Origin of the sequence: Actinomycetospora rhizophila (assembly GCF_042657905.1) — a bacterium.
GTDB classification, from domain to species: domain Bacteria; phylum Actinomycetota; class Actinomycetes; order Mycobacteriales; family Pseudonocardiaceae; genus Actinomycetospora; species Actinomycetospora rhizophila.
Map to the genome: position 1 here is coordinate 57,288 of NZ_JBHSKG010000021.1, position 21,221 is coordinate 78,508.

18 protein-coding genes and 1 pseudogene are annotated in these 21,221 nt (G+C 73.3%); 1 reads left to right on the forward strand and 18 read right to left on the reverse strand.

The genetic code is table 11. The features are described 5' to 3' along the window. Positions 1-33 precede the first annotated feature (33 nt). On the forward strand, positions 34-900 hold the full coding sequence (gene rarD, locus ACFPK1_RS28325) for an EamA family transporter RarD (protein ID WP_378024296.1): 867 nt from the start codon (positions 34-36) through the stop codon (positions 898-900). Between the two features lie 44 nt (positions 901-944). On the opposite strand, the gene ACFPK1_RS28330 is transcribed toward rarD, so the two are convergent. From ACFPK1_RS28330 to ACFPK1_RS28415, 18 genes and pseudogenes are all read right to left on the reverse strand, one after another. Then, a complete protein-coding gene (locus ACFPK1_RS28330) occupies positions 945-1,997 on the reverse strand; it encodes a polyprenyl synthetase family protein (protein WP_378024297.1) in 1,053 nt (350 codons plus the stop codon). Further along, positions 1,967-3,592: an NADH-quinone oxidoreductase subunit NuoN gene (gene nuoN, locus ACFPK1_RS28335; protein WP_378024298.1), complete on the reverse strand. Its 1,626-nt coding sequence runs from the start codon at positions 3,590-3,592 to the stop codon at positions 1,967-1,969. The genes ACFPK1_RS28330 and nuoN overlap by 31 nt, the downstream gene beginning before the upstream one ends. Then, complete coding sequence (locus ACFPK1_RS28340; RefSeq protein WP_378024299.1) at positions 3,589-5,214, reverse strand: NADH-quinone oxidoreductase subunit M; 1,626 nt, start codon at positions 5,212-5,214, stop codon at positions 3,589-3,591. Before ACFPK1_RS28340 ends, nuoN begins: the two co-directional genes overlap by 4 nt. Beyond that, positions 5,211-7,202, reverse strand: a complete 1,992-nt coding sequence (gene nuoL / locus ACFPK1_RS28345; RefSeq protein ID WP_378024346.1) for an NADH-quinone oxidoreductase subunit L — start codon at positions 7,200-7,202, stop codon at positions 5,211-5,213. The genes ACFPK1_RS28340 and nuoL overlap by 4 nt, the downstream gene beginning before the upstream one ends. Before the next feature lie 19 nt (positions 7,203-7,221). Continuing rightward, complete coding sequence (gene nuoK / locus ACFPK1_RS28350; protein WP_378024300.1) at positions 7,222-7,521, reverse strand: NADH-quinone oxidoreductase subunit NuoK; 300 nt, start codon at positions 7,519-7,521, stop codon at positions 7,222-7,224. Beyond that, a complete protein-coding gene (locus tag ACFPK1_RS28355) occupies positions 7,518-8,396 on the reverse strand; it encodes an NADH-quinone oxidoreductase subunit J (RefSeq protein WP_378024347.1) in 879 nt (292 codons plus the stop codon). The genes nuoK and ACFPK1_RS28355 overlap by 4 nt, the downstream gene beginning before the upstream one ends. 155 nt (positions 8,397-8,551) lie before the next feature. Then, positions 8,552-9,076 (reverse strand): annotated as a pseudogene (nuoI, locus tag ACFPK1_RS28360) (NADH-quinone oxidoreductase subunit NuoI); the annotation flags it as partial. After that, positions 9,076-10,395, reverse strand: coding sequence for an NADH-quinone oxidoreductase subunit NuoH (nuoH, locus tag ACFPK1_RS28365; protein WP_378024301.1), 1,320 nt, complete (start codon positions 10,393-10,395; stop codon positions 9,076-9,078). The gene nuoH and the pseudogene nuoI, both read right to left, overlap by 1 nt. Then, on the reverse strand, positions 10,392-12,968 hold the full coding sequence (locus ACFPK1_RS28370; protein WP_378024302.1) for an NADH-quinone oxidoreductase subunit G: 2,577 nt from the start codon (positions 12,966-12,968) through the stop codon (positions 10,392-10,394). Before ACFPK1_RS28370 ends, nuoH begins: the two co-directional genes overlap by 4 nt. After that, positions 12,965-14,296: an NADH-quinone oxidoreductase subunit NuoF gene (gene nuoF, locus ACFPK1_RS28375; RefSeq protein ID WP_378024303.1), complete on the reverse strand. Its 1,332-nt coding sequence runs from the start codon at positions 14,294-14,296 to the stop codon at positions 12,965-12,967. The genes ACFPK1_RS28370 and nuoF overlap by 4 nt, the downstream gene beginning before the upstream one ends. 38 nt (positions 14,297-14,334) lie before the next feature. Further along, the gene (gene nuoE / locus ACFPK1_RS28380) at positions 14,335-15,030 is read right to left on the reverse strand and encodes an NADH-quinone oxidoreductase subunit NuoE (RefSeq protein WP_378024348.1); all 696 of its coding nucleotides are present in this window, start codon (positions 15,028-15,030) and stop codon (positions 14,335-14,337) included. A 116-nt stretch (positions 15,031-15,146) separates the two neighbouring features. Continuing rightward, on the reverse strand, positions 15,147-16,478 hold the full coding sequence (locus ACFPK1_RS28385; protein WP_378024304.1) for an NADH-quinone oxidoreductase subunit D: 1,332 nt from the start codon (positions 16,476-16,478) through the stop codon (positions 15,147-15,149). Further along, entirely contained in the window at positions 16,475-17,284 is an 810-nt protein-coding gene (locus ACFPK1_RS28390; protein ID WP_378024305.1) for an NADH-quinone oxidoreductase subunit C, read from the reverse strand. Before ACFPK1_RS28390 ends, ACFPK1_RS28385 begins: the two co-directional genes overlap by 4 nt. Next, on the reverse strand, positions 17,274-17,870 hold the full coding sequence (locus tag ACFPK1_RS28395; protein ID WP_285648798.1) for a NuoB/complex I 20 kDa subunit family protein: 597 nt from the start codon (positions 17,868-17,870) through the stop codon (positions 17,274-17,276). The genes ACFPK1_RS28390 and ACFPK1_RS28395 overlap by 11 nt, the downstream gene beginning before the upstream one ends. Positions 17,871-17,872: 2 nt before the next feature. Further along, positions 17,873-18,238: an NADH-quinone oxidoreductase subunit A gene (locus ACFPK1_RS28400; RefSeq protein WP_378024306.1), complete on the reverse strand. Its 366-nt coding sequence runs from the start codon at positions 18,236-18,238 to the stop codon at positions 17,873-17,875. A 170-nt stretch (positions 18,239-18,408) separates the two neighbouring features. After that, entirely contained in the window at positions 18,409-19,767 is a 1,359-nt protein-coding gene (locus tag ACFPK1_RS28405; RefSeq protein WP_378024307.1) for a geranylgeranyl reductase family protein, read from the reverse strand. Between the two features lie 126 nt (positions 19,768-19,893). After that, positions 19,894-20,613, reverse strand: a complete 720-nt coding sequence (locus tag ACFPK1_RS28410; protein WP_378024308.1) for a demethylmenaquinone methyltransferase — start codon at positions 20,611-20,613, stop codon at positions 19,894-19,896. After that, positions 20,610-21,203 (reverse strand): DUF3592 domain-containing protein, encoded by a 594-nt coding sequence (locus tag ACFPK1_RS28415; RefSeq protein WP_378024309.1) that lies wholly within the window; start codon positions 21,201-21,203, stop codon positions 20,610-20,612. Before ACFPK1_RS28415 ends, ACFPK1_RS28410 begins: the two co-directional genes overlap by 4 nt. Positions 21,204-21,221: the final 18 nt, after the last annotated feature.

Sequence of the window (21,221 nt, forward strand, 5' to 3'; positions counted from 1 at the left end):
GCGCCCGACACCGCGCCCGACACCCGGGCGACGGTGTCGGGTGCGGGTCGGGGATACGCGGCCGCGGTCACCGCCTACGTCCTCTGGGGCGTCTCGCCGGCGTTCTGGCCGCTGCTGGCGCCCGCGGACGCCGTCGAGTCCGTCGCCCACCGCGTCGCGTGGACGCTCCTGGGCATGCTCGTCGTGATCACCGTCGCGCGCCGGTGGCCGGCCCTGCGCGGCCTGTCGTGGCGGACCTGGCTGCTGATCACGGCCGGCTCGGTGCTCATCGGGATCAACTGGGGCACCTACATCTGGGCCACCACCCACGACCACGTCGTGGACGCGGCCCTGGGCTACTACGGCACCCCGCTGGTCGCGGTGCTGCTCGCGGTGCTCGTGCTGCACGAGCGGCTGCGCCCGGCGCAGTGGGTGGCGATCGGGCTGGCGGCGGCCGCGGTCACCGTGCTGACCGTCGGGACCGGGCGGCTGCCGTGGATCACCCTGGCGCTGGCCGTGAGCTTCGGGGTCTACGGGCTGGTCAAGAAGCGGGTGCCGCTCGACCCGATCCCCGGGCTGACCGCCGAGGGCTTCCTGCTCGGGCCGCTGGCGATCGTCTACATCGTCGTCATCCAGGTGACGGGCGCCGGGACGTTCACCGGCCACGGGCTCGGGCACGCGCTGCTGCTCGTCGCCGCGGGTCCGGTGACGGCGATCCCCCTGCTGCTCTTCGCGGCCGGGGCGAAGCGGCTCACCCTGGCCACCCTGGGCGTGCTGCAGTACATCAACCCGACGCTGCAGTTCCTGTTCGGCGTGGTCGTGGCCGGCGAGGCCATGCCGGTGTCGCGCTGGGTCGGCGTCTCGCTCGTCTGGGCCGCCCTGCTGATCTTCACGACGGATGCGCTCCGCGCACGTGAGTGATACGGGTCGTCCTGACGACCCATATCACTCACGTGGCGGAGCCATCACCCCGTCCTCGCGATCGTGTAGTCGAGGAGGGCGGCGAGGGCGCGGCGGGCGGGGCCGTCGGGCAGGGTCGCGAGCTCGCCACGGGCGGCGTCGGCGCGGGCGTCGAGGGCCGCGCGCGCCTCGTCGAGGCCCCGCGAGCCGCGCAGCAGCTCCAGCGCCTCGCCGACCTCGGAGTCGTCCAGTTCGCGGGTGCCCACGCCCAGCTGGCGCAGGCGCGCCACCTCGGGCCCGTCGCCGGCCAGCGTGTAGAGCACCGGCAGCGTCGCGACGCCCTCGCGCAGGTCGGTGCCCGGGGTCTTGCCCGAGTCCCCGGACGGCGAGGCGATGTCGATGATGTCGTCGGAGACCTGGAACGCGGTGCCGATGATCTCGCCGAACCGGCGCATCGCGGCCACCTGCTCCGGTGTCGCGCCCGCGAACATCGCCCCGAAGCGCCCCGAGGTGGCGATCAGCGACCCCGTCTTCTCGGCCACCACCGCGAGGTAGTGCTCGATGGCGTCCTCGCCGTCGCGTGCGCCGCGCGTCTCGCGCATCTGGCCCGTCACGAGCTCGGCGAACGTCTCGGCGATGATCCGGACCGCGTCGGGCCCCAGCTGCGAGACCAGCCGCGAGGCGTGGGCGAACAGGTAGTCGCCGGTGAGGATCGCGACGCTGTTGTCCCAGCGCGCGTTGGCGCTGTCGGCGCCCCGGCGCATGACGGCCTCGTCCATGACGTCGTCGTGGTACAGCGTCGCGAGGTGGACGAGCTCCACCGACGTCGCCGCGATCACCACGTCCTGCGACGTCCCGCCGGCGAGCTGGGCGGCGAGCAGCGTCAGCAGCGGCCGGAACCGCTTGCCGCCGGCCTCGATGAGGTGCAGCGACGTGTCGGTGACGAACCGGTAGTCGCTGTGCACCTCGCGGCGCAGCAGTTCCTCGACACGGTCGAGCCCCTCGCTCACCGCGGCGGCGAGGTCGGGATCGGCGATGGGCAGGCCCGCGACCTGGGTCAGCGCGGGATCGGGAGCGGACACGGGCCTCAGCCCAGGAAGGACAGGCCGTCGGCCCATCCGAGGACGGCGGTCGGCACGACGCCGAGCAGCAGGGTCACCACGACCCCCAGTGTGATCGCCACCGTCGTGAACGGGCCAGGCACGCTGACGGTCGGACCGTCCGCCGCGGGCTCCGAGAAGTACATCAGCACGATGAGGCGCAGGTAGAAGAACGCCGCCACCGCGCTGACCACGAGAGCCACGATGACCAGCGGCGTCATGCCGTCGGCCAGCGCCGCGGAGAACACCGCGAACTTGGCGGTGAAGCCACTGGTCAGCGGGATCCCGGCGAGCGCCAGCATGAGGAACGTCACCGCCGCCGCGACCACCGGCGAGCGCTTCCCGAGCCCCGCCCACGCCGACAGGTGCGTCGCCTCCCCGTCCGGCCCGCGCACGAGCGAGACGAGCCCGAACAGCGCGACGGTGGTGAAGCCGTAGGCGAGCAGGTAGAACAGCGTCGCCGAGAGCCCGGCCGGCGTGATGGCCATCGCGCCGAGCAGCAGGAAGCCCGCGTGCGCCACCGACGAGTAGGCGATCATGCGCTTGACGTCGGTCTGGGTGAGCCCGAGCACCGCGCCGATCACCATCGAGGCGATCGCGACGGCCCACAGCACGCCGCGCCACTCCCACACCGTCGACCCGAACCCGACCGACAGCACCCGCAGGATCGCGCCGAACGCGGCGACCTTGGTGCAGGCGGCCATGAAGGCGGTCACCGAGGTCGGCGCGCCCTGGTAGACGTCCGGGGTCCAGGTGTGGAACGGGCCCACCGAGGCCTTGAACATCAGCCCGACCACGAGCAGCGCGAGCCCGCCGAACAGCAGCGAGTCGGGGCGCAGCGAGCCCGCCGTGGCGAGCGAGATGTCGGTCAGCTTCACCGAGTCCGCGTAGCCGTAGAGCAGCGCGAGCCCGTAGAGGAAGAACGCCGACGAGAACGCGCCGAGCAGGAAGTACTTGACCGCCGCCTCCTGGCTCATCAGCCGCCGGCGCCGGGCCAGGCCGCAGAGCAGGTACAGCGGCAGGCTGAGCACCTCGAGGGCGATGAACATCGTCAGCAGGTCGTCGGCCGCGCAGAAGACGAGCATGCCGCCGAGCGCGAACAGGACGAGCGAGAAGACCTCGGTCTGGCCCTCGACCGGGCCCCGTCCACCGTCACGGCCCCGTCCACCGCCACCGCCGCCCGTGCGGGTCCGGACCGCCGTCCCGCCGGCCCGGGCGCCGATCGCCTTCTCGCGCGCCTCGGCCTCGCCGGCCGCCTCGGGGTCGGCGAGGAACGCCCCGCCGGGCTCGACGGAGCGGTCGGCCATGAGCAGCACGCTCGGGAGCGCGAGGGCGAGCAGCGTGCCCCAGAGGAACAGCGCCGGGCCGTCGACGGCGACCGCGCCCGCGAGCGTCGACACCGGGGCGGCACCCGACGCCGCCCGGATGATCACGGCCAGCAGCGCCACGACGATCGCGACGAGCGTCAGGACCAGCTGCACCCGCCGGCGCACGCGGAAGGGCAGGAGCGCCTCGAACAGCACCGCGAGGCAGGCCGCGCCGAAGATGATCCAGAGGGGCGCCAGCGCCCCGTAGGCGATCGTCGGGAACGAGGGCGCCAGGGGCCCGGTCATCGCGCCACTCCGTTCGGGGTCACGGGGTCGGGCACGCCGACCTCGCTCAGGGTCGCCGCCACGGTCGGGTCGAGGATCTCGAGGACCGGGCCGGGGAAGAAGCCGAGCACGAGGACCAGCGCGACCAGCGGGGTGAGCAGGGCGACCTCGCCGCGGGTCAGGTCACCGAAGCGGGCGGTGGTGCGCCGCATCCAGGAGTCGTCCCCCGCGCCCGCGTCCGTCCCGAAGGTCGCCGCCGACGCCGCGCCCGGGCCGTCCCCGACGACGGCGGCGCCGCGCAGCGGGCCGGTCATCGTGCGCTGGATGACCCAGAGCATGTACAGCGCGGCGAAGACGATGCCCACGGTCGCGACCACCGTGAACGCCGGCTGGCGCGGGAACGACCCGAGCAGCACGAGGAACTCGCTGATGAACGAGTTCGTGCCGGGCAGGGCGATCGTCGAGAGTCCCGCGACGAGGAACATGCCGGCCAGCAGCGGGGCGGCCCGCCCGACGCCGCCGTACTCGGTCATGTCCGCGGTGCCGCCGCGCCGGATCAGCAGGCCGACGACGAGGAACAGCATCGCGGTCGAGATGCCGTGGTTGACCATGTAGAGCGCCGACCCGGCGAGCGACTGCGACGAGAACGCGAAGATGCCGAGCGCGATGAAGCCGAAGTGCGCGATCGAGGTGTAGGCGACGAAGCGCTTGAGGTCGGTCTGCGCGGCGGCGAGCAGCGCGCCGTAGAGCACGCCGATCACCGCGAGGGTCAGCACCAGCGGGGCGAGCTCCTGCGACGCGGCCGGGAACAGCGGCAGCGTGTAGCGCAGGAACCCGAAGGTGCCGACCTTGTCGAGCAGGCCCAGCAGGATGATGCTGCCCGCGATCGGGGCCTCGGCACCGGCGTCGGGCAGCCACGTGTGGAACGGCACCAGGGGCGCCTTGATCGCGAACGCGGCGAAGAACCCGAGGAACAGCGGGATCTGGGTCGACAGGGGCAGCTGGGCGGCCATCCCCTGCAGCGCGGTCCAGTCGAAGGTCCCCTGGCCCAGGCGCGTGTCGCTCGCGACGAACAGCCCGATCACCGACGCGAGCATGATCAGCCCGCCGAGGAACGAGTAGAGGAAGAACTTCACCGCCGCGTACTGGCGGCGCGGCCCGCCGAAGCGCCCGATGAGGAAGTACATCGGGATGAGCATGGCCTCGAACAGGACGTAGAACAGGAACACGTCGGTGGCCGCGAAGACGCCGACGAGCACGCCCTGGGTCGCGAGGATCAGCGCGGTGAACCCGGCGCCGGTGCGCCCGGCGGGCAGCTTGTCGGCCGAGGCGAACACCAGCACGATCGGCACGAGCACGGCCAGCAGCGCGATCATCGTCAGCGCGATGCCGTCGATCCCGAGGGCGAACGACACCCCGAAGGCCGGGATCCACTCGACGGAGAGCCGCCCCTGGAACCGCGGGGCGTCCGGGGCGGTGCTGAACAGCGACCAGACGACGGCCACGAGCACGAGCGAGACCGCGGCGAACCCCAGGCCGACGGCACGGGCCGCCCGGTCGAGGCCCTCGCGGTTCGCCATGACGCCACAGAGGGCGGCGCCGATCAGCGGGAGCAGCAGCAGGGCGAGCAGCAGCGCGCTCATCCGGCGCCGCCCACGACGAGCAGGGCCGCGACGAGCACGACGGAGCCTCCCAGGATGGTCAGGGCGTAGGAGCGGACGAAACCGGTCTGCGTGCGCCGCAGCCGGCCCGACGTGCCGCCGAGCAGGGCGGCGATGCCGTTGACCGCCCCGTCGACGCCGCGGTTGTCGAGGTACACCAGCGCCCGCGAGAGCCAGATGCCCGGGCGGGCGATGACGCCCTCGTTGATGGTGTTGGCGAACAGGTCGGCGCGGGCCGCCCGCACGGGCAGGCTCACCCGCTGCGGGCGCTCGACCGGCACCTCGCGGCGGCCGATCAGCAGGTAGGCGAGGCCGGCGCCGGCGAGCATCATCACGGTCGCGACGTAGGGCACCAGGCCGACCGGGAACGCCGCGGGCAGGTCGTGGGGATCGACCGGCGCGCCGAGCGAGGCCTCCAGGTAGAGGCCCAGCCGCTCGCCGCCGACGAGGAACGCGCCCGCGCCCACCGACCCGAGGGCGAGCAGCACCATCGGCGCCGTCATCGACGCCACCGACTCGTGCGGGTGGTAGTGCTCCGGCGGGTCCTCGAGGTCGGCGGCGTCGATGCGCCGCGGGTGCAGGTCCTTCCAGCGTTCCGGCCCGAAGAACGTCATGAGCATCAGGCGCGTCATGTAGAACGCCGTCAGCCCGGCGGCGCCGAGGGTGGCGATCGCGAAGATCCAGCCGGCCACGGGTCCCGCGGTCAGCGAGGCCTCGATGATGAGGTCCTTCGTGTAGAAGCCCGAGAGGAACGGGAAGCCGATCAGGGCCAGGAAGCCCGCGGTGAACGTCCAGAACGTCACCGGCATGTGGCGCCACAGCCCGCCGAAGCGGCGCATGTCGGTCTCGTCGGCCATCCCGTGCATCACCGAGCCGGCACCGAGGAAGAGCCCCGCCTTGAAGAAGCCGTGGGCGAGCAGGTGGGCGAGCGCCGCGGCGTAGCCGACCGGGCCCAGCCCGACGGCCAGCATCATGTAGCCGATCTGGCTGACCGTGGAGTACGCGAGCACCTTCTTGATGTCGTCGTACGCGCAGCCGATGATCGCGCCGAGCACCAGCGTGATCGCACCGATGATCGTCACCACGAGCTGCCCGACCGGCGCCAGGTCGTACAGGGGGTTCGCGCGGGCGATGAGGTAGACGCCGGCGGTGACCATCGTGGCCGCGTGGATGAGCGCCGACACCGGGGTCGGGCCCTCCATGGCGTCGGGGAGCCAGGCCTGCAGCGGGAACTGACCGGACTTGCCGCACGCGCCGAGCAGCAGCAGCAGGGTGATCGCCGTCAGCGCGCCGGGCGAGATCTCGCCGGCGCGGGCGAACACCTCGGCGTACTGGGTGGTGCCCAGCTCGACGAACAGCAGGAAGATCGCCAGCGCGAGCCCCACGTCACCGACGCGGTTCATCAGGAACGCCTTCTTGGCCGCGCTGCCCGCCGACCGGCGTCCCGTGTAGAAGCCGATCAGCAGGTAGGAGGCGAGACCGACGCCCTCCCAGCCGAGGTAGAGCGTCACGAACCCGTTGCCGAGGACGAGCAGGAGCATCGCCGCGACGAACAGGTTGAGCTGCGCGAAGAACTTGCGACGGTTCGGGTCGTGGGACATGTAGCCCACGGAGTAGATGTGGATCAGCGAGCCGACGCCGGTGATGAGCAGCGCGAACGCCAGCGACAGCGGGTCGATGCGCAGGCCGAACTCGACGTTCAGCGCGCCGACGGCGATCCAGTCGTAGAGCCCGAGGTCCCGGACCCGCTCCTCGGCGGGCAGCCCGAGCGACCCGGCGAACAGCACGACCGCGACGACGAACGCCGCGACCACCGTGGCGACGCCGAGGATGTGCCCCCAGCGGTCGGTGCGGCGGCCGCCGACGAACAGCACGAGCGCGCCCAGCGCGGGCAGCGCGACGAGGAGCCAGGCCACGCTCGCGGCGCCCTCGGCGGGGAGCACCTCGGGGAGCGGTGCGGCGGCCAACAGAGGCGACACGTCTCTCCCCCTAGTACTTGAGCAGGTTGGCGTCGTCGACCGAGGTCGACCGGCGCGTGCGGAAGATGGTCATGATGATCGAGAGGCCGACGACGACCTCCGCCGCGGCGACGACGATGACGAAGAAGGCCAGGATCTGGCCGTCCAGCGACCCGTTGATGCGGGCGAACGTCACCAGCGTCAGGTTCACGGCGTTGAGCATCAGCTCCACGCACATGAACACGATGATCGCGTTGCGGCGCACGAGCACCCCGACCGCGCCGATGGCGAACAGCAGGGCGGAGAGCAGCAGGTAGCTGGTGGGGCTCATCGGGCTCCCTGGGTCTCGGGGCCCTCGTGCTCGCCCTCGCTGAGACGGTCGTGGGTGCTGCCGACGCCGTGGTGCTCGCCGTCCCCGCCGCGGAGGGCCCGCGCGTCGACCTCGCCGGCCGGACCGCCGTCCGACTGCACGTCGGCGATGTCGGCGTCGAGCCGCTCACGGCGCGTGGCCTCGATGATGCGGGACAGCGAGGCCGGGGCGACCGACCCGTCGGGCAGCAGCGCCGGGGTGGCGACCGAGTCGGCGGTGGCGAAGACGCCCGGCCCGGAGCGTGAGCCGTACCCGGACAGGGGGCCGCGGAGGCGCTCGGCGACCCGCTCGCGCTGCGAGGTGCCCTGCTGGCGCGGGCGCCCGGCGAAGGCGTACACCAGCGCGCCGACCGCGGAGACGGTCAGCAGGAACGCGCTGAGGATCACCGGGAACACGTACTCGAGGAAGATGCTGCTGCCCAGCAGCGCCACGTTCCCCCGGGCCTCCGGTCCGTAGCTCGGGCCGAGCCCGACCGGTTGCACGGCGGTCAGGGTCCCGGCGACGGCCACCGCCGCGAGCGCGGCGAGGCCCACCCCCAGCACGGCGGCGACCAGACGCTGTCCGCGCAGGACCTCGACGACCGAGTCCGAGGCGTCGCGGCCGACCATCATCAGCACGAACACGAACAGGATCATGATCGCGCCGGTGTAGACGATGATCTGCGTGACGCCGAGGAACGGCGCCTGCTGGACCATGTAGAGCACGCCGAGCGAGAGCATGGTGAGCACCAGCCACAGGGCCGAGTGCACGGCGTTGCGCGAGAAGATCATGCCCAGGCCGCCGGCGAGGGCGACCGGGCCCAGGATCCAGAAGACCACCGCCTCGCCGCTGGTCATCTCCCCGCCGCCCGTGACGGGGGCGGCGGCCAGCAGGGCGGTCACCGCTTCTCCCCGGTGGACATGACCGAGCTCTGCTCGACGGCGGTGTCGGTGACCTCGTCCTGCGGGGCCGGCCCGCGCGGGGGCACCATCGGGATCTCCTCGCGCACCGCGTCCTGGACGTCCGCGCGCCGGGCCATCTCGGGGCCCTGCACGTAGTAGTCCTGCTCGTCCTCGCCGAGGCGCATCGGGTGGGGCGGCTGCTCCATGCCCGGCAGCAGCGGCGCGAGCAGCCGCTCCTTGTCGTAGATCAGGTCCTGGCGGTCGTCGTCGGCGAGCTCGTACTCGTTGGTCATCGTCAGCGACCGCGTCGGGCAGGCCTCGATGCACAGGCCGCAGCCGATGCAGCGCAGGTAGTTGATCTGGTAGATCGCGCCGTAGCGCTCGCCGGGCGAGTAGCGCTCCTCGTCGGTGTTGTCCCCGCCCTCGACGTAGATCGCGTCGGCCGGGCAGGCCCAGGCGCAGAGCTCGCAGCCGACGCACTTCTCCAGGCCGTCGGGATGGCGGTTGAGCTGGTGCCGCCCGTGGTAGCGCGGGGCGGTCACCTTCTTCACCCGCGGGTAGTCCTCGGTGACGACCTTGCGGAACATCGTCGAGAAGGTGACGCCGAAGCCGGCGACCCCGTCGAACAGGCCCATCAGCGGTCCCCTTCCCGGCTCGCGCCGGCGGTCACGGTCTCGCCGTCCTGCTCGGTCTCGCGCGACCCCGTCACCGCGCGGCGGCGGCGCTTCGGGGTCGACGGGACGCGCAGGTCCAGCGGCGGGACCGGGTAGTCGGTGACGATCGTCGGCTCCCGGTCGTCGTCCTCCGGCGCCTGGTCGGGGATCAGCAGCGCCGCCCCCACCAGCACGACCAGCGCGATGCCGCCGACCAGGAGGATCTGGCCGGTCGTCAGCTCCGTGCGCAGCACCCGCAGCGCGGCCACCAGCACGAGCCAGACCAGCCCGATCGGGATCAGGAGCTTCCAGCCCAGCCGCATGAACTGGTCGTAGCGCTGCCGCGGCAGCGTGCCGCGCAGCCACACGTAGACGAAGAGGAACGCCAGCGTCTTGCCGAAGAACCAGAGCAGCGGCAGCCAGCCCTCGTTGACGCCCGGGATGAGCGACAGCGGCCACGGCGCCATCCAGCCGCCGAGGAACAGCGTGGTGGCGACGGCCGAGAGCGTGACCATGTTGATGTACTCGGCGAGGAAGAACAGGGCGAACTTGAGCGACGAGTACTCGGTGTGGAAGCCGCCGACCAGCTCCGACTCGGCCTCGGGGAGATCGAACGGGGCGCGGTTGGTCTCGCCCACCATCGACACGGCGAAGATCACGAAGCTGACCGGGAGCAACCAGACGTACCAGCCGGTCTGCTGCGCCGCGACGATGTCCGCGGTCGACAGCGAGCCGGCGTAGAGCACGACCGCGATGATCGACAGGCCGAGCGCGAGCTCGTAGGAGATGACCTGGGCGGCGCTGCGCAGGCTGCCCAGCAGCGGGTAGGGCGAGCCGGACGCCCAGCCGGCCAGCACGATCCCGTACACGCCGACCGACGAGCAGGCCAGCACGACCAGCACCCCGACCGGCAGGTCGGTCAGCTGGAGCGCGGTCCGCTCACCGAAGATCGAGACCTCCGGGCCGAGCGGGATGACCGACCACGCGACGAACGCCGGCACCACGGAGAGCACCGGGGCGAGGAAGAACACCGCGCGGTCGCGCGCGGCGGGCAGCACGTCCTCCTTGAACGCCAGCTTCAGGCCGTCGGCCAGCGACTGGAGCAGGCCGAACGGGCCGTTCCAGTTGGGTCCCGGTCGCTGCTGCATGCGCCCGACCACGCGGCGCTCGAACCAGATCATGAACAGCGTGACCAGCATGAGGCCCGCGAAGACCACGACGACCTTGATCAGGGTCAGCCAGAACGGGTCGTCCGCCAGGAGCGTCTGGGTGTACCCCGGCGGGGGCGGTACGGGGTTCACGCGGGGCTCCCGTCGCGAGTGGGGCGGCCGCCGGTCAGGCGGACGGCGCCGCCGTGGGCGAGCCCGAGGCCGGCGAGGGTGACGATCCGGCCGTCCGGGTGCGGGACCCGCGCCGGGGCCCACACGACGTCGTCGGGCAGGTCGGCGATCTCGACCGGGAGGATCAGCGACCCGCGCGGGCCCTCGAGCTCCGCGGGGTCGTCCTCCTCGATCCCGAGCCGCCGCGCGGTCGGCGCCGAGACGCGGATCTTCGGCGGCCGGGCCGTGCCCGCGAGCTCCGGCTCGCCCGCCATCAGCGCGCCGCCGTCGAGCAGCTGGCGCCACGCGGCGAGCACCAGACCCTCGTCGGGAGCGGCGGGGCCCGTGGCGTCACCGCGCACGGGGGCCGGCTCCGAGGGGCGGGCCACGCCGAGGCGCTCGAGCTCCGCCGCCGCGACCTGCGGGGTCTGGGTGAACAGGTCGACGTCCATCTCGACGGCCAGGGTGTCGAGCACCCGGCAGTCGGGCAGGGTCGTCGCCGCGGTGCCGCCGACGCGGCCGGCGGAGCCGCCGGACGGGTCGATGGTGGTCGCGAAGTACCGGTCGCGGCCCTCCCAGTTGCGGAAGGTGCCCGCCTTGTTGACGACCGGGGCCACGGGCAGGACGACGTCGGCGTAGGCCGTCACCTCCGACGTGGCCTGCTCGAGGCTGATCACCACGTCGGCCGCGCCGAGGGCGGCGCGGGCGAGCTCCGGGTCCGGGAGGTCGGTGAGCTCGACACCGCCGACGACGAGGCCCGCGAGCCGGCCGTCGACGGCGGCGCGCAGGATCGCGGCGGCGTCGCGGCCCGGCGCGGCGGGCAGCGCCTCGGCGTCGGCGAGGCCCCAGCTCGACGCCAGCTCGGTGCGGCCGACGTCGTCGATCGGCCGGCCACCGGGCAGCAGGTTGGGCAGCGCGCCGGCGTCCACGGCGCCGCGCTCGCCGGCGCGGCGGGGGATCCACGCGACCCGCGCCCCGGTGCGCTCCACCAGGGCCGACACCGCGGCGTAGAGACCGGGCACCTCGGCGGCGCGCTCCCCCACGAGCACGACGGCGCCCGGCTGACCGAGCCCGTCGGCGACCGCGTCGGGCAGCGTGCGGAGCGCCGCCGGCTCGTCGCCCGGGGCGCAGCGCACGAGCCGGCCGCCGGTCTTGACGACGGCCGGCGTCGACCACTGGCCGAGGTGGTGCACCCGCGTGCCCGCCCGCGCGGCCTTGCGCAGCCGCAGGAAGACGATCGGCGCCTCCTCCTCGACCTCGAGGGCGACGGTGAGGACCGAGGGCGCCGCCTCGAGGTCCGCGTACGTGACACCGAGCCCGGTGCCGGCGACGTGCGCGGCGAGGAAGTCGAGCTCCTCGCCGGAGTGCACGCGGGCGCGGGCGTCGATGTCGTTGGTGCGCAGCGCCAGGCGCGCGAACTTCGCGTACGCGTAGGCGTCCTCGACGGTCAGGCGACCGCCGGGGAGCACCCCGACGCCGCGCTTCGGCTCGCCGGGCTCGCCGTCGGGGTCGTCGGCGTCGACGGGGGCCGGGCCGGACCCGTCCCGGGCCGCGATCAGCAGGCTCGCGGCGCGCTCGAGGGCGTCGGTCCACGACGCGTCGTGCAGCGCGCCGTCGTCGCCGCGCACCTGCGGCCGCAGGATCCGCCGGTCGGTCTGTGTGTAGCGGAACGCGAAGCGGGTCTTGTCGTCGATCCACTCCTCGTTGACCTCGGGGTCGTCGCCGGCGAGCACGCGGGTGACCCCGCCGCGGCGCCAGTCGCGCCGGATCGCCGCGCCGGAGCTGTCGTGCTCGGAGATGCCCGGCGTCGACACGAGGTCGAACGGCCGCGAGCGGAAGCGGTAGGACGCCGAGGTCAGCGCGCCGACCGGGCAGATCTGGATGGTGTTGCCGGAGAAGTAGGACTGGAAGTCCTCGCCCTCGCCGAAGGCGGTCTCCTCGGTGCCGATCTGCTGGTGCGCGCCGCGCTCGAGCAGCTCGATGAACTGGTCGCCCGCGATCTGGCGCGAGAACCGCGTGCAGCGCTGGCAGAGCACGCAGCGCTCGCGGTCGAGCAGCACCTCGTCGGAGATGGGCAGCGGCTTGGCGAACGTCCGCTTCTCCTCAACGAAGCGCGACTCCGCCCGCCCCGACGACATCGCCTGGTTCTGCAGGGGGCACTCGCCGCCCTTGTCGCAGACCGGGCAGTCGAGCGGGTGGTTGATGAGCAGCAGCTCCATGACGCCCTGCTGCGCCTTGTCGGCGACCGCGGAGGTCATCTGGGTGTTGACGACCATGTCCTGCGCGACGGTCATCGTGCAGCTGGCCTGCGGCTTGGGCATCTTGCGCCCGCCCATCTCCACCTCGACCAGGCACTGGCGGCACGCGCCGGCCGGGTCGAGCAGGGGGTGGTCGCAGAAGCGCGGGACGACGATGCCGAGCCGTTCGCAGGTGCGGATCAGCAGCTCGCCCTGCGGGGCGTCGACGACGCGGTCGTCGATGGTGAGCCGCACGTGCCCGTGGGGCACGGGAGGGAGGTCGTCCTGGTCCGACGCCCGTTCCGGGGCCTGGGTCATGCGCTGGCTCCGCTCAGCTCGGCGATGCGCTCGACCTCGGGGTGCGTCCGCTGGGCGGTGCAGAGGTCGACGAACTCCTGCCGGAAGTACTTGATGCCGCTGGTGATCGGCGAGACCGCGCCGTCGCCGAGCGCGCAGAACGAGCGCCCGAGGACGTTGTCGCAGACGTCGAGCAGCGTGTCGATGTCGGCCTCGGTGCCCTCGCCGTCGACCATCCGGCGCAGGATGCCGGCGAGCCAGTAGCAGCCCTCGCGGCACGGGGTGCACTTGCCGCACGACTCGTGCTCGTAGAACTCGGTCCACTTCATGACCGCCCACGGCACCGACACGGTCTCGTTGAAGATCATGAGAGCGGTGGTGCCGAGCATCGAGCCGGCCTCGGTGGCGCCCTCGAAGTCCAGCGGGACGTCGAGGTGCTCGTCGGTCAGCAGGGGCGTCGACGAGCCGCCCGGCGTCCAGAACTTCAGCGGGATGCCGTCCTTCATGCCGCCGGCGAGCTCGAGGAGCTCGCGCAGCGTCGTGCCCAGCGGCGCCTCGTACTGCCCGGGCCGCTCGACGTGCCCGGACAGCGAGTAGATCTTCGGCCCGGGCGAGCGCTCGCGGCCCATCGTGCGGAACCAGTCCTTGCCGCCCGCGACGATCGACGGGACGGTCGCGATGGTCTCGACGTTGTTGACCACGGTCGGCGCGGCGTAGAGGCCCGCGGTCGCCGGGAACGGCGGCTTGAGGCGCGGCTGGCCGCGGCGGCCCTCGAGCGAGTCGAGCAGCGCGGTCTCCTCGCCGCAGATGTACGCGCCGGCGCCGGCGTGCACGACGATGTCGAGGTCGAACCCGCTGCCGTGGATGTCCTTCCCGAGGTGCCCGGCGTCGTAGGCCTCGCGCACGGCGGCGTGCAGGCGCCGCAGGACGTGGACGACCTCGCCGCGCACGTAGATCACGCAGAAGTGCGCGCGGATCGCCCAGCTCGTGATGATGCAGCCCTCGATGAGCGAGTGCGGGTCGGCCATCATCAGCGGGACGTCCTTGCACGTCCCGGGCTCGCCCTCGTCGGCGTTGATGACGAGGTACTTCGGCTTGGCGGCCGGACCGGTGGGCTCCTCGCCGGGCTTGGCCTGCGGGATGAAGCTCCACTTCATGCCCGTCGGGAAGCCCGCGCCGCCGCGTCCGCGCAGGCCGGAGTCCTTGACCAGCGCGATGAGGTCGTCGGGGAACGTCTGCAGGGCGGTGTCCAGCGCCTCGTAGCCGCCGAGCTCGGTGTAGTGGCGCAGCGTCCACGACTCCGGACCGAGCCAGCGCTTGGTCAGCACCGGGGTGAGGGGATCAGCCATCGGATGCTCCAGCTCCGCTGCGCTTCGTGTCGCGCATCTCAGTTCTCTCCCTCGTCGGTCGCGGCGGGCACCGCGGGCGCGGTCCAGCCGCGCTCCTCGGCGAGCCGTGCGCCGCGCAGGCTCTCGTCGGCGGCCGACGGGCCGGCGACCGCGTCGAGCCCGCCGACGGCCGGGTCGTCGAAGAAGCCGGCCAGCAGCAGCTCGACGGAGCGGAAGTCGGTCAGCGGGGCACCGCGGGTCGGGTGCGGCTTCTCGCCCCGCTGCAGCGCCTCGACGATCTCGAGCGCCGAGTCGACGGTCTGCTTGTCGAAGAACTCGTAGTCGACGGTCAGGACGGGCGCGAGGTCGCAGGCCGCGAGGCACTCGGCGTGCTCGAGCGTCGCCGTGCCGTCGGCGCTGGTCTGCTCGTGCCCCAGCGGCCGCCCCGGCCCACCGAGCCGCTCGCGCACCGCCCGGTAGATGTCGTCGCCGCCCAGCGCCGCGCACAGCGTGTTGGTGCAGACGCTGACGAGGTGGCGCCCGACGGGCTCGCGCTTGTACATCGTGTAGAAGGTCGCGACCGCCGAGACCTCCGCGGTCGTGATCTCCAGCGCCTCCGCGCAGAACGCGATGCCCGACCGGGACACGTGGCCCTCGACGTGCTGGACGAGGTGGAGCAGCGGCAGCAGCGCCGACCGCGGCTCCGGGTAGCGGGCGATGATCGCCGCCGCCCGGTCGCGCACCCCGTCGAACATCGAGATGTCGACCGCGGACAGCGCGGCGTGCTGAGCGGTCGTCCCGCCGGCCTCGTCGATGGCGTGCTCAGGATCCTTCGGCGGGGTCGCCGGCGCGTCGGGGCCCAGGGTCCGGCTCATCGGTCACATCCCCCCATCACGGGATCGAGGCTCGCCAGCGCGGCGATGACGTCGGAGACCATCCCGCCCTCGGACATCGCCGGGGCGGCCTGCAGGTTGACGAAGCTGGGGTCGCGCAGGTGGACCCGCAGCGGGCGGGTGCCGCCGTCGGACACGAGGTGCGCGGACAGCTCGCCGCGCGGCGACTCGATCGGCACGCACGCCTGCCCCGGCGGGACCTTGAACCCCTCGGTGACCAGCTTGAAGTGGTGGATGAGGGACTCCATCGACTGCCCCATGATCCGGCGGACGTGCTCGAGCGAGTTGCCCATGCCGTCGGCGCCGATCGACAGCCGCGCGGGCCAGGCGATCTTCGCGTCCTCGACCATGACCGGGCCCGGCTCGAGCCGCGCCAGCGCCTGCTCGATGATCGAGAGCGACTGGCTCATCTCCTCCACCCGCAGGAGGTAGCGGGCGAAGCTGTCGGCGGCCGTGTCGGTGGGGACCTCGAAGTCGTAGTGCTCGTAGCCGAGGTACGGCTCGACCTGGCGCAGGTCCCACGCCAGCCCGGCCGAGCGCAGGATCGGGCCGGTGACGCCGAGCGCGAGGCAGCCGTCGAGCGGCAGGTAGCCGACGCCCTCGAGGCGCTGGCGCCAGATGCGGTTGCCGGTGAGCAGCTTGTGGAAGCCGGGCAGCCGCTCGCGCATGACCTTGATGAACGAGCGGATGCGCTCCTCGTAGCCCTCGGGCAGGTCCTGCACGACCCCGCCGGGGCGGACGAACGCGTGGTTCATCCGCAGGCCGGTGAGGAACTCGAGCAGGTGCAGGACCTCCTCGCGCTCGCGGAAGCCGTTGGTCATGCCGGTGAGCGCGCCGAGCTCCATGCCGCCGGTGGCCAGCGCGACGAGGTGCGAGCCGATCCGGTTGATCTCCATGAGGAGCACGCGGATCGTCGCGGCGCGGTCGGGCACCTCGACGCCGAGCAGCCGCTCGACCGAGAGGCAGTACGCGGTCTCGTTGAAGATCGGCGAGAGGTAGTCCGCGCGCGTCACGAACGTGACGCCCTGGGTCCAGGTGCGGTACTCGCAGTTCTTCTCGATGCCCGTGTGCAGGTAGCCGATGACGAGACGGGCGTCGGTGACGGTCTCGCCCTGCAGCTCCAGCACGAGGCGCAGCACGCCGTGCGTCGACGGGTGCTGCGGGCCCATGTTGATGACGATGCGCTCGTCGCCGGCGGTCTGGTCGACCATCTCGTCCCAGTCGCCACCGGTGACCGTGTAGACGGTGCCCTCGGTGGTCTCGCGGCTGGACGCGGCGTACGGGTCGGTCTGGTCGTGGACGTCGGTCACGTGTACGCCCTCCGCTGGTCGGGCGGCGGGATCTCCGCGTCGTGGTACTCCACGGGGATGCCGCCGAGCGGGTAGCTCTTGAGCTGCGGGTGGCCGTTCCAGTCGTCCGGCATGAGGATCCGGGTGAGGCTCGGGTGGCCCTCGAAGACCACGCCGAACATGTCCCAGGTCTCGCGCTCGTGCCAGTCGGCCGTCGGGTAGACCTCGACCAGCGAGGGGCAGCGCGCATCGTCGAGGTCGAGGGCGATCTCGAGGCGCAGCCGGCGCCGGTAGGTCATCGACAGCAGGTGGGTCACGACGTGCAGCTGCTGCGGCACGCCCTCGCCGTAGTCGACCCCGGACACGCCCGAGCAGAACTCGAAGCGCAGCGCGGGGTCGTCGCGCAGGGTGCGGGCCAGGCGCACCAGGTGCGCCCGGTCCACGTACCAGGTCATCTCGCCGCGGTCGACGGTCACCTGCTGCACGCACGCGTCGAAGTCGACGCCGGCCCCGCTGTCGTCGGCCAGCGCCGCGGCGGTCTCGTCGACGACCTCGTCGAACCACCCGCCGTACGGCCGCTCGGCCGGCGCCGGCGCGTAGCCGGGCAGGCGCAGGCCGCCGAAGCCCGACGTGTCACCGGAGCCCTGGGTGCCGAACATGCCCTCGCGCGCCCGGCCGGCCGCCGAGCCGCTGACGTCGCGGCGCGCGATCTCCTGGGGGCCGAAGGCGGCGGCGCCCGCCGACGAGGCGTTGGACGCGCCCGTGGGACCGCTCGCACCGCCGGCACCGGTGCCCGGCGGTTTCGGCTTCTGCTCGTCACCAGACATGCTCGGCCTTCGCCTCCCCCGTCTTGCGGTCCTTCTTGGCGTACTTCTCCGAGGAGGGCAGCAGCTCGAGCTTCTCGCCCTGGGCGCGACGCTCGGCGGCGAGCTCGGCGCGCACCGGGCCCAGCGGCTCCGCCTGGATCTTCTGGTGCAGCTTGAGGATCGCGTCGATGAGCATCTCGGGCCGCGGCGGGCAGCCCGGGAGGTACATGTCGACGGGGACGACGTGGTCGACGCCCTGCACGACCGCGTAGTTGTTGAACATCCCGCCCGACGACGCGCAGACGCCCATGGCGAGCACCCAGCGGGGCTCGGCCATCTGGTCGTAGATCTGGCGCAGGACCGGGGCCATCTTGTTGGTGACGCGCCCCGCCACGATCATCAGGTCGGCCTGGCGCGGGCTGGGGCGGAACACCTCCATGCCGAAGCGGCCCAGGTCGTAGCGGGGGGCGCCCGAGGTCATCATCTCGATCGCGCAGCAGGCCAGCCCGAAGGTGGCCGGCCACAGCGACGCCTTGCGGGTCCAGTTGACCAGGCTCTCGACACTGGCCAGCACGATGCCGTTCGGGAGCTTCTCTTCCAGTCCCATGGCTAGCTCCAGTCCAGTCCGCCGCGCCGCCACTCGTAGGCGTAGGCGAACACGATGGGCGCGAGGAACACCACCACGACCGCGAGGCCGTAGAGGCCGAGCGCGTCGATGTTCACCGCGTAGGGGTAGAGGAAGACGATCTCCACGTCGAAGAGGATGAACATCATCGCGGTGAGGTAGTACGCCACCGGGATGCGGCCACCGCCCGAGACGGGCTGCGGCGACGGTTCGATCCCGCACTCGTAGGAGTCGAGCTTCGCCCGGTTGTACCGGCGCGGCCCGACGAGGGGCGCGACGGCCACGGAGAACAGCCCGAACGCGGCCGCGAGCGCGAACATGACGATCAGCGGGACGTAGAGGTCCAGCATCGTCGTCTCCTTCCTCCCCGGTGCTGCGCGTCGGGAGTCCGTGTGGTGGTGGTGCGTCGGGACGGTCCCACCTGTGCGGCCGTCCGGTCGATCACGCTCGTCGGGCGGAGGCCGACCCTAATGAGGACGCTGCTCCCGTCCCCTGATCAGGGCGACCTAACCCGTACTACTCAGGCGGCCCGTCGGGCCGCCGCGGGGTCCTCCTTCCGCCGCCGCGTCCGGTCCGGTGCGTCGTCCAGGGCCGGCACCATCCGCAGCGCGAGCTCGAGGACGCGGTCGCCCGCGTCGCCGTCCCGCCCGTCGGTGAGCCCGGCGAACAGCTTGAGGGCGGCTCCCATCACCCGGCGCCGCGGCAGGCCGAGGCGCAGGGCGTGGTGCATGAAGCGCGGCCGGCCGAGCGCGCCCGCCGCCCGGTTGCCGACGCGGTAGTAGCGGCCCAGCTCGTGGCGCACGGCCGTCGGGTAGGCGCCGAGGGCCCGCTCGCGCCCGGGACCCTCCGGGCGCGCCATGGCCTGCACGACGCACTCGGCGGCGAGCGCCGCGGACTGCAGGGCGTAGGCGATGCCCTCGCCGCTGAACGGGTTGACCATCCCGCCGGCGTCGCCGACGAGCACGAGCCCGTCGCGGTAGACCGGCGTGCGGCTCAGGCCCATCGGCAGGGCGGCGCCGCCGATGGGGCCGGTGGCGTTCTCCTCGCGCAGGCCCCACTCGGCGGGCAGGCCGTCGAGCCAGGAGCGCAGCATCGCGCGGTAGTCGCGCTTGTCGGACTGCTGCGTGGCCAGGACACCGAGGCCGACGTTGGCGGTGCCGTCGCCCATGCCGAAGATCCAGCCGTAGCCCCCGTGGAGGTCGCTGCCGACGCCGGGGCGGTCGTGCAGCCCGAGGTGGGTCTCGAGGTACGCGTCGTCGTGGCGCGGGCTCGTGTAGTAGCGGCGGACGGCGACGCCGAGCGGGCGGTCGTCGCGCTTGGCGATGCCCAGGCTCAGCGCGGTGCGGGCGCCCACGCCGTCGCAGGCGACGACCAGGGGCGCCCGGTACGCGACCGGCGTGCGCTCGGGGCCGCGGCGGGCCTCGACGCCGGTGACGCGGCCGGTGCGCTCGTCGCGCGTCGCGCCGGTGACCGAGACGCCCTCCTCGACGCGGGCGCCGGCGGCGCGGGCGTGGTCGGCGAGCATCTGGTCGAAGTCGCGGCGGGGGCGCACGAGGCCGTAGGCGGGGTAGTGCGCGAGCTCGGGCCAGTCGAGCTCGACGCTGGCGCCGCCGCCGACCACGCGCAGGCCGCGCTGGTGGCGCCAGCCGGCCTCCTCGCGGGTGTCGACGCCGAGGTCGACGAGCTGCTTGACCCCGCGCGGCGTGACCCCGTCGCCGCAGACCTTCTCGCGCGGGAACGTGGCCTTCTCGAGCACGAGGACGTCGAGGCCGGCGCGCGCCAGGTACGTCGCGACCGTGGAGCCCGCGGGACCGGCGCCCACGACCACGACGTCGGCGTCGCTGTCGGGGCTGCGGCGCGCTCCGGTGGTGGCGGACACGGCGCTGACTCTCCTTGTGAATCCGTTCACTAGCTCCGGCACGGGGGAGTCTAGGGATCGCGTGGCGTGATCGCCCGCCGAGGGGGTTTGGGGCGGGTCGCGACGGGTCAGGCGCCGGGTCGGCGCTCAGGAGGGCCGGGTGGCGGTGTGGAGCGCGACGATGCCGCCGGAGAGGTCGCGCCAGGCCACCGAGCGCCAGCCCGCGGCGGCGATGCGCTGCGCGAGGGCGGCCTGGTCGGGCCAGGCGCGGATCGACTCGGCGAGGTAGACGTAGGCGTCCGGGTTGGAGCTGACCGCCGTCGCCACGCGGGGCAGCGCCCGCATCAGGTAGTCGGTGTAGAGCCGGCGGAACGGCGCCCAGGTCGGTCGGGAGAACTCGCAGACCGCGAGCGTGCCGCCGGGACGGGTGACGCGGGCGAACTCGGCGAGGGCGGCGTCGACGTCGACGGTGTTGCGCAGGCCGAACGAGATCACGACGGCGTCGACCGAGGCGTCGGGCACCGGCAGGTGCAGCGCGTCCGCGGCGACGAAGGGCAGGCCGGCCGTGGCGGGACGCGCGCGCCCGGTGCGCAGCATGCCCAGCGAGAAGTCGGTGGCCAGGCAGCGCGCCCCGGTGCGGGCGAGCTCGACGGTCGACACCCCGGTGCCGGCGGCCACGTCGAGCACGACGTCGCCGGGCCCGACGGCCAGTGCGGCGCGGGTCGCCCGGCGCCAGCGGACGTCCTGGGCGAACGACAGCACGGTGTTGGTGAGGTCGTAGCGCGCGGCGACCCCGTCGAACATGCGGGCCACGGCGCGCGGGTCGCGGTCGAGCTCCGCGCGCGTACCCCGCGAGCGCGCGCTCACCGGGAGGCCCCGGCCATCTCCGGCTCGCCGTCCTCGCGCTCGCCGGCGGGCGGGGGTGGCGGGTCGCCCCGCCACCGGGCGGCGGCCGCGGCGGCCTCGCGGCGCCGGCGGCGGGCCCGGGCGAGCGCCCAGGCCGACGGGCCCACCACGGCCCAGAGCACGACCAGGCCGAGCAGCACGGGCACGAGGCCCTCGGTCCAGGTGCGGCCCCCGACGCGCACGAGCTCGGGGTCGGTGCGGTCGTACTCGACCTCGACGAGCTGGCCCGGCTCGAGCCCGCGCGGGTAGAACACGCCCTTCTCGGGGGTGAGCACCGCGCCCTCGACCGTGGTGAAGCGGACGTAGACGTGCGGGCGCGACCCGCCCTCGAGCACCTCGGCGACGGCGTTGCCGCGCGCGGCGTCGATGTGGGCGTCGTTGCGGGCGGCGCCCACGAGCACGAGGCAGAGCAGCACGCTGACCACGACGCCCGCGACCACCACGATCTCCGGTGCCCGCCGGCCCGCCGGACGGATCAGCGCCAGGGCGTCGGCGAGGACCGGCGCGACCCGCGCACGGGCCCGCCGCACCAGCTCGCGCAACCAGGTCACCACGCCGATTCTAGGGAG

Excerpts from the sequence above, each read along its gene's own strand:
- ACFPK1_RS28330 (WP_378024297.1), bottom strand. The coding sequence starts at position 1,997 with ATGGGCCGACGGCCTGTCCTTCCTGGGCTGAGGCCCGTGTCCGCTCCC.
- nuoN (WP_378024298.1), bottom strand. The coding sequence starts at position 3,592 with ATGACCGGGCCCCTGGCGCCCTCGTTCCCGACGATCGCCTACGGGGCG.
- ACFPK1_RS28340 (WP_378024299.1), bottom strand. The coding sequence starts at position 5,214 with ATGAGCGCGCTGCTGCTCGCCCTGCTGCTGCTCCCGCTGATCGGCGCC.
- nuoK (WP_378024300.1), bottom strand. The coding sequence starts at position 7,521 with ATGAGCCCCACCAGCTACCTGCTGCTCTCCGCCCTGCTGTTCGCCATC.
- ACFPK1_RS28355 (WP_378024347.1), bottom strand. The coding sequence starts at position 8,396 with ATGACCAGCGGCGAGGCGGTGGTCTTCTGGATCCTGGGCCCGGTCGCC.
- ACFPK1_RS28370 (WP_378024302.1), bottom strand. The coding sequence starts at position 12,968 with ATGACCCAGGCCCCGGAACGGGCGTCGGACCAGGACGACCTCCCTCCC.
- nuoF (WP_378024303.1), bottom strand. The coding sequence starts at position 14,296 with ATGGCTGATCCCCTCACCCCGGTGCTGACCAAGCGCTGGCTCGGTCCG.
- nuoE (WP_378024348.1), bottom strand. The coding sequence starts at position 15,030 with ATGTTCGACGGGGTGCGCGACCGGGCGGCGGCGATCATCGCCCGCTAC.
- ACFPK1_RS28390 (WP_378024305.1), bottom strand. The coding sequence starts at position 17,284 with ATGTCTGGTGACGAGCAGAAGCCGAAACCGCCGGGCACCGGTGCCGGC.
- ACFPK1_RS28395 (WP_285648798.1), bottom strand. The coding sequence starts at position 17,870 with ATGGGACTGGAAGAGAAGCTCCCGAACGGCATCGTGCTGGCCAGTGTC.
- ACFPK1_RS28400 (WP_378024306.1), bottom strand. The coding sequence starts at position 18,238 with ATGCTGGACCTCTACGTCCCGCTGATCGTCATGTTCGCGCTCGCGGCC.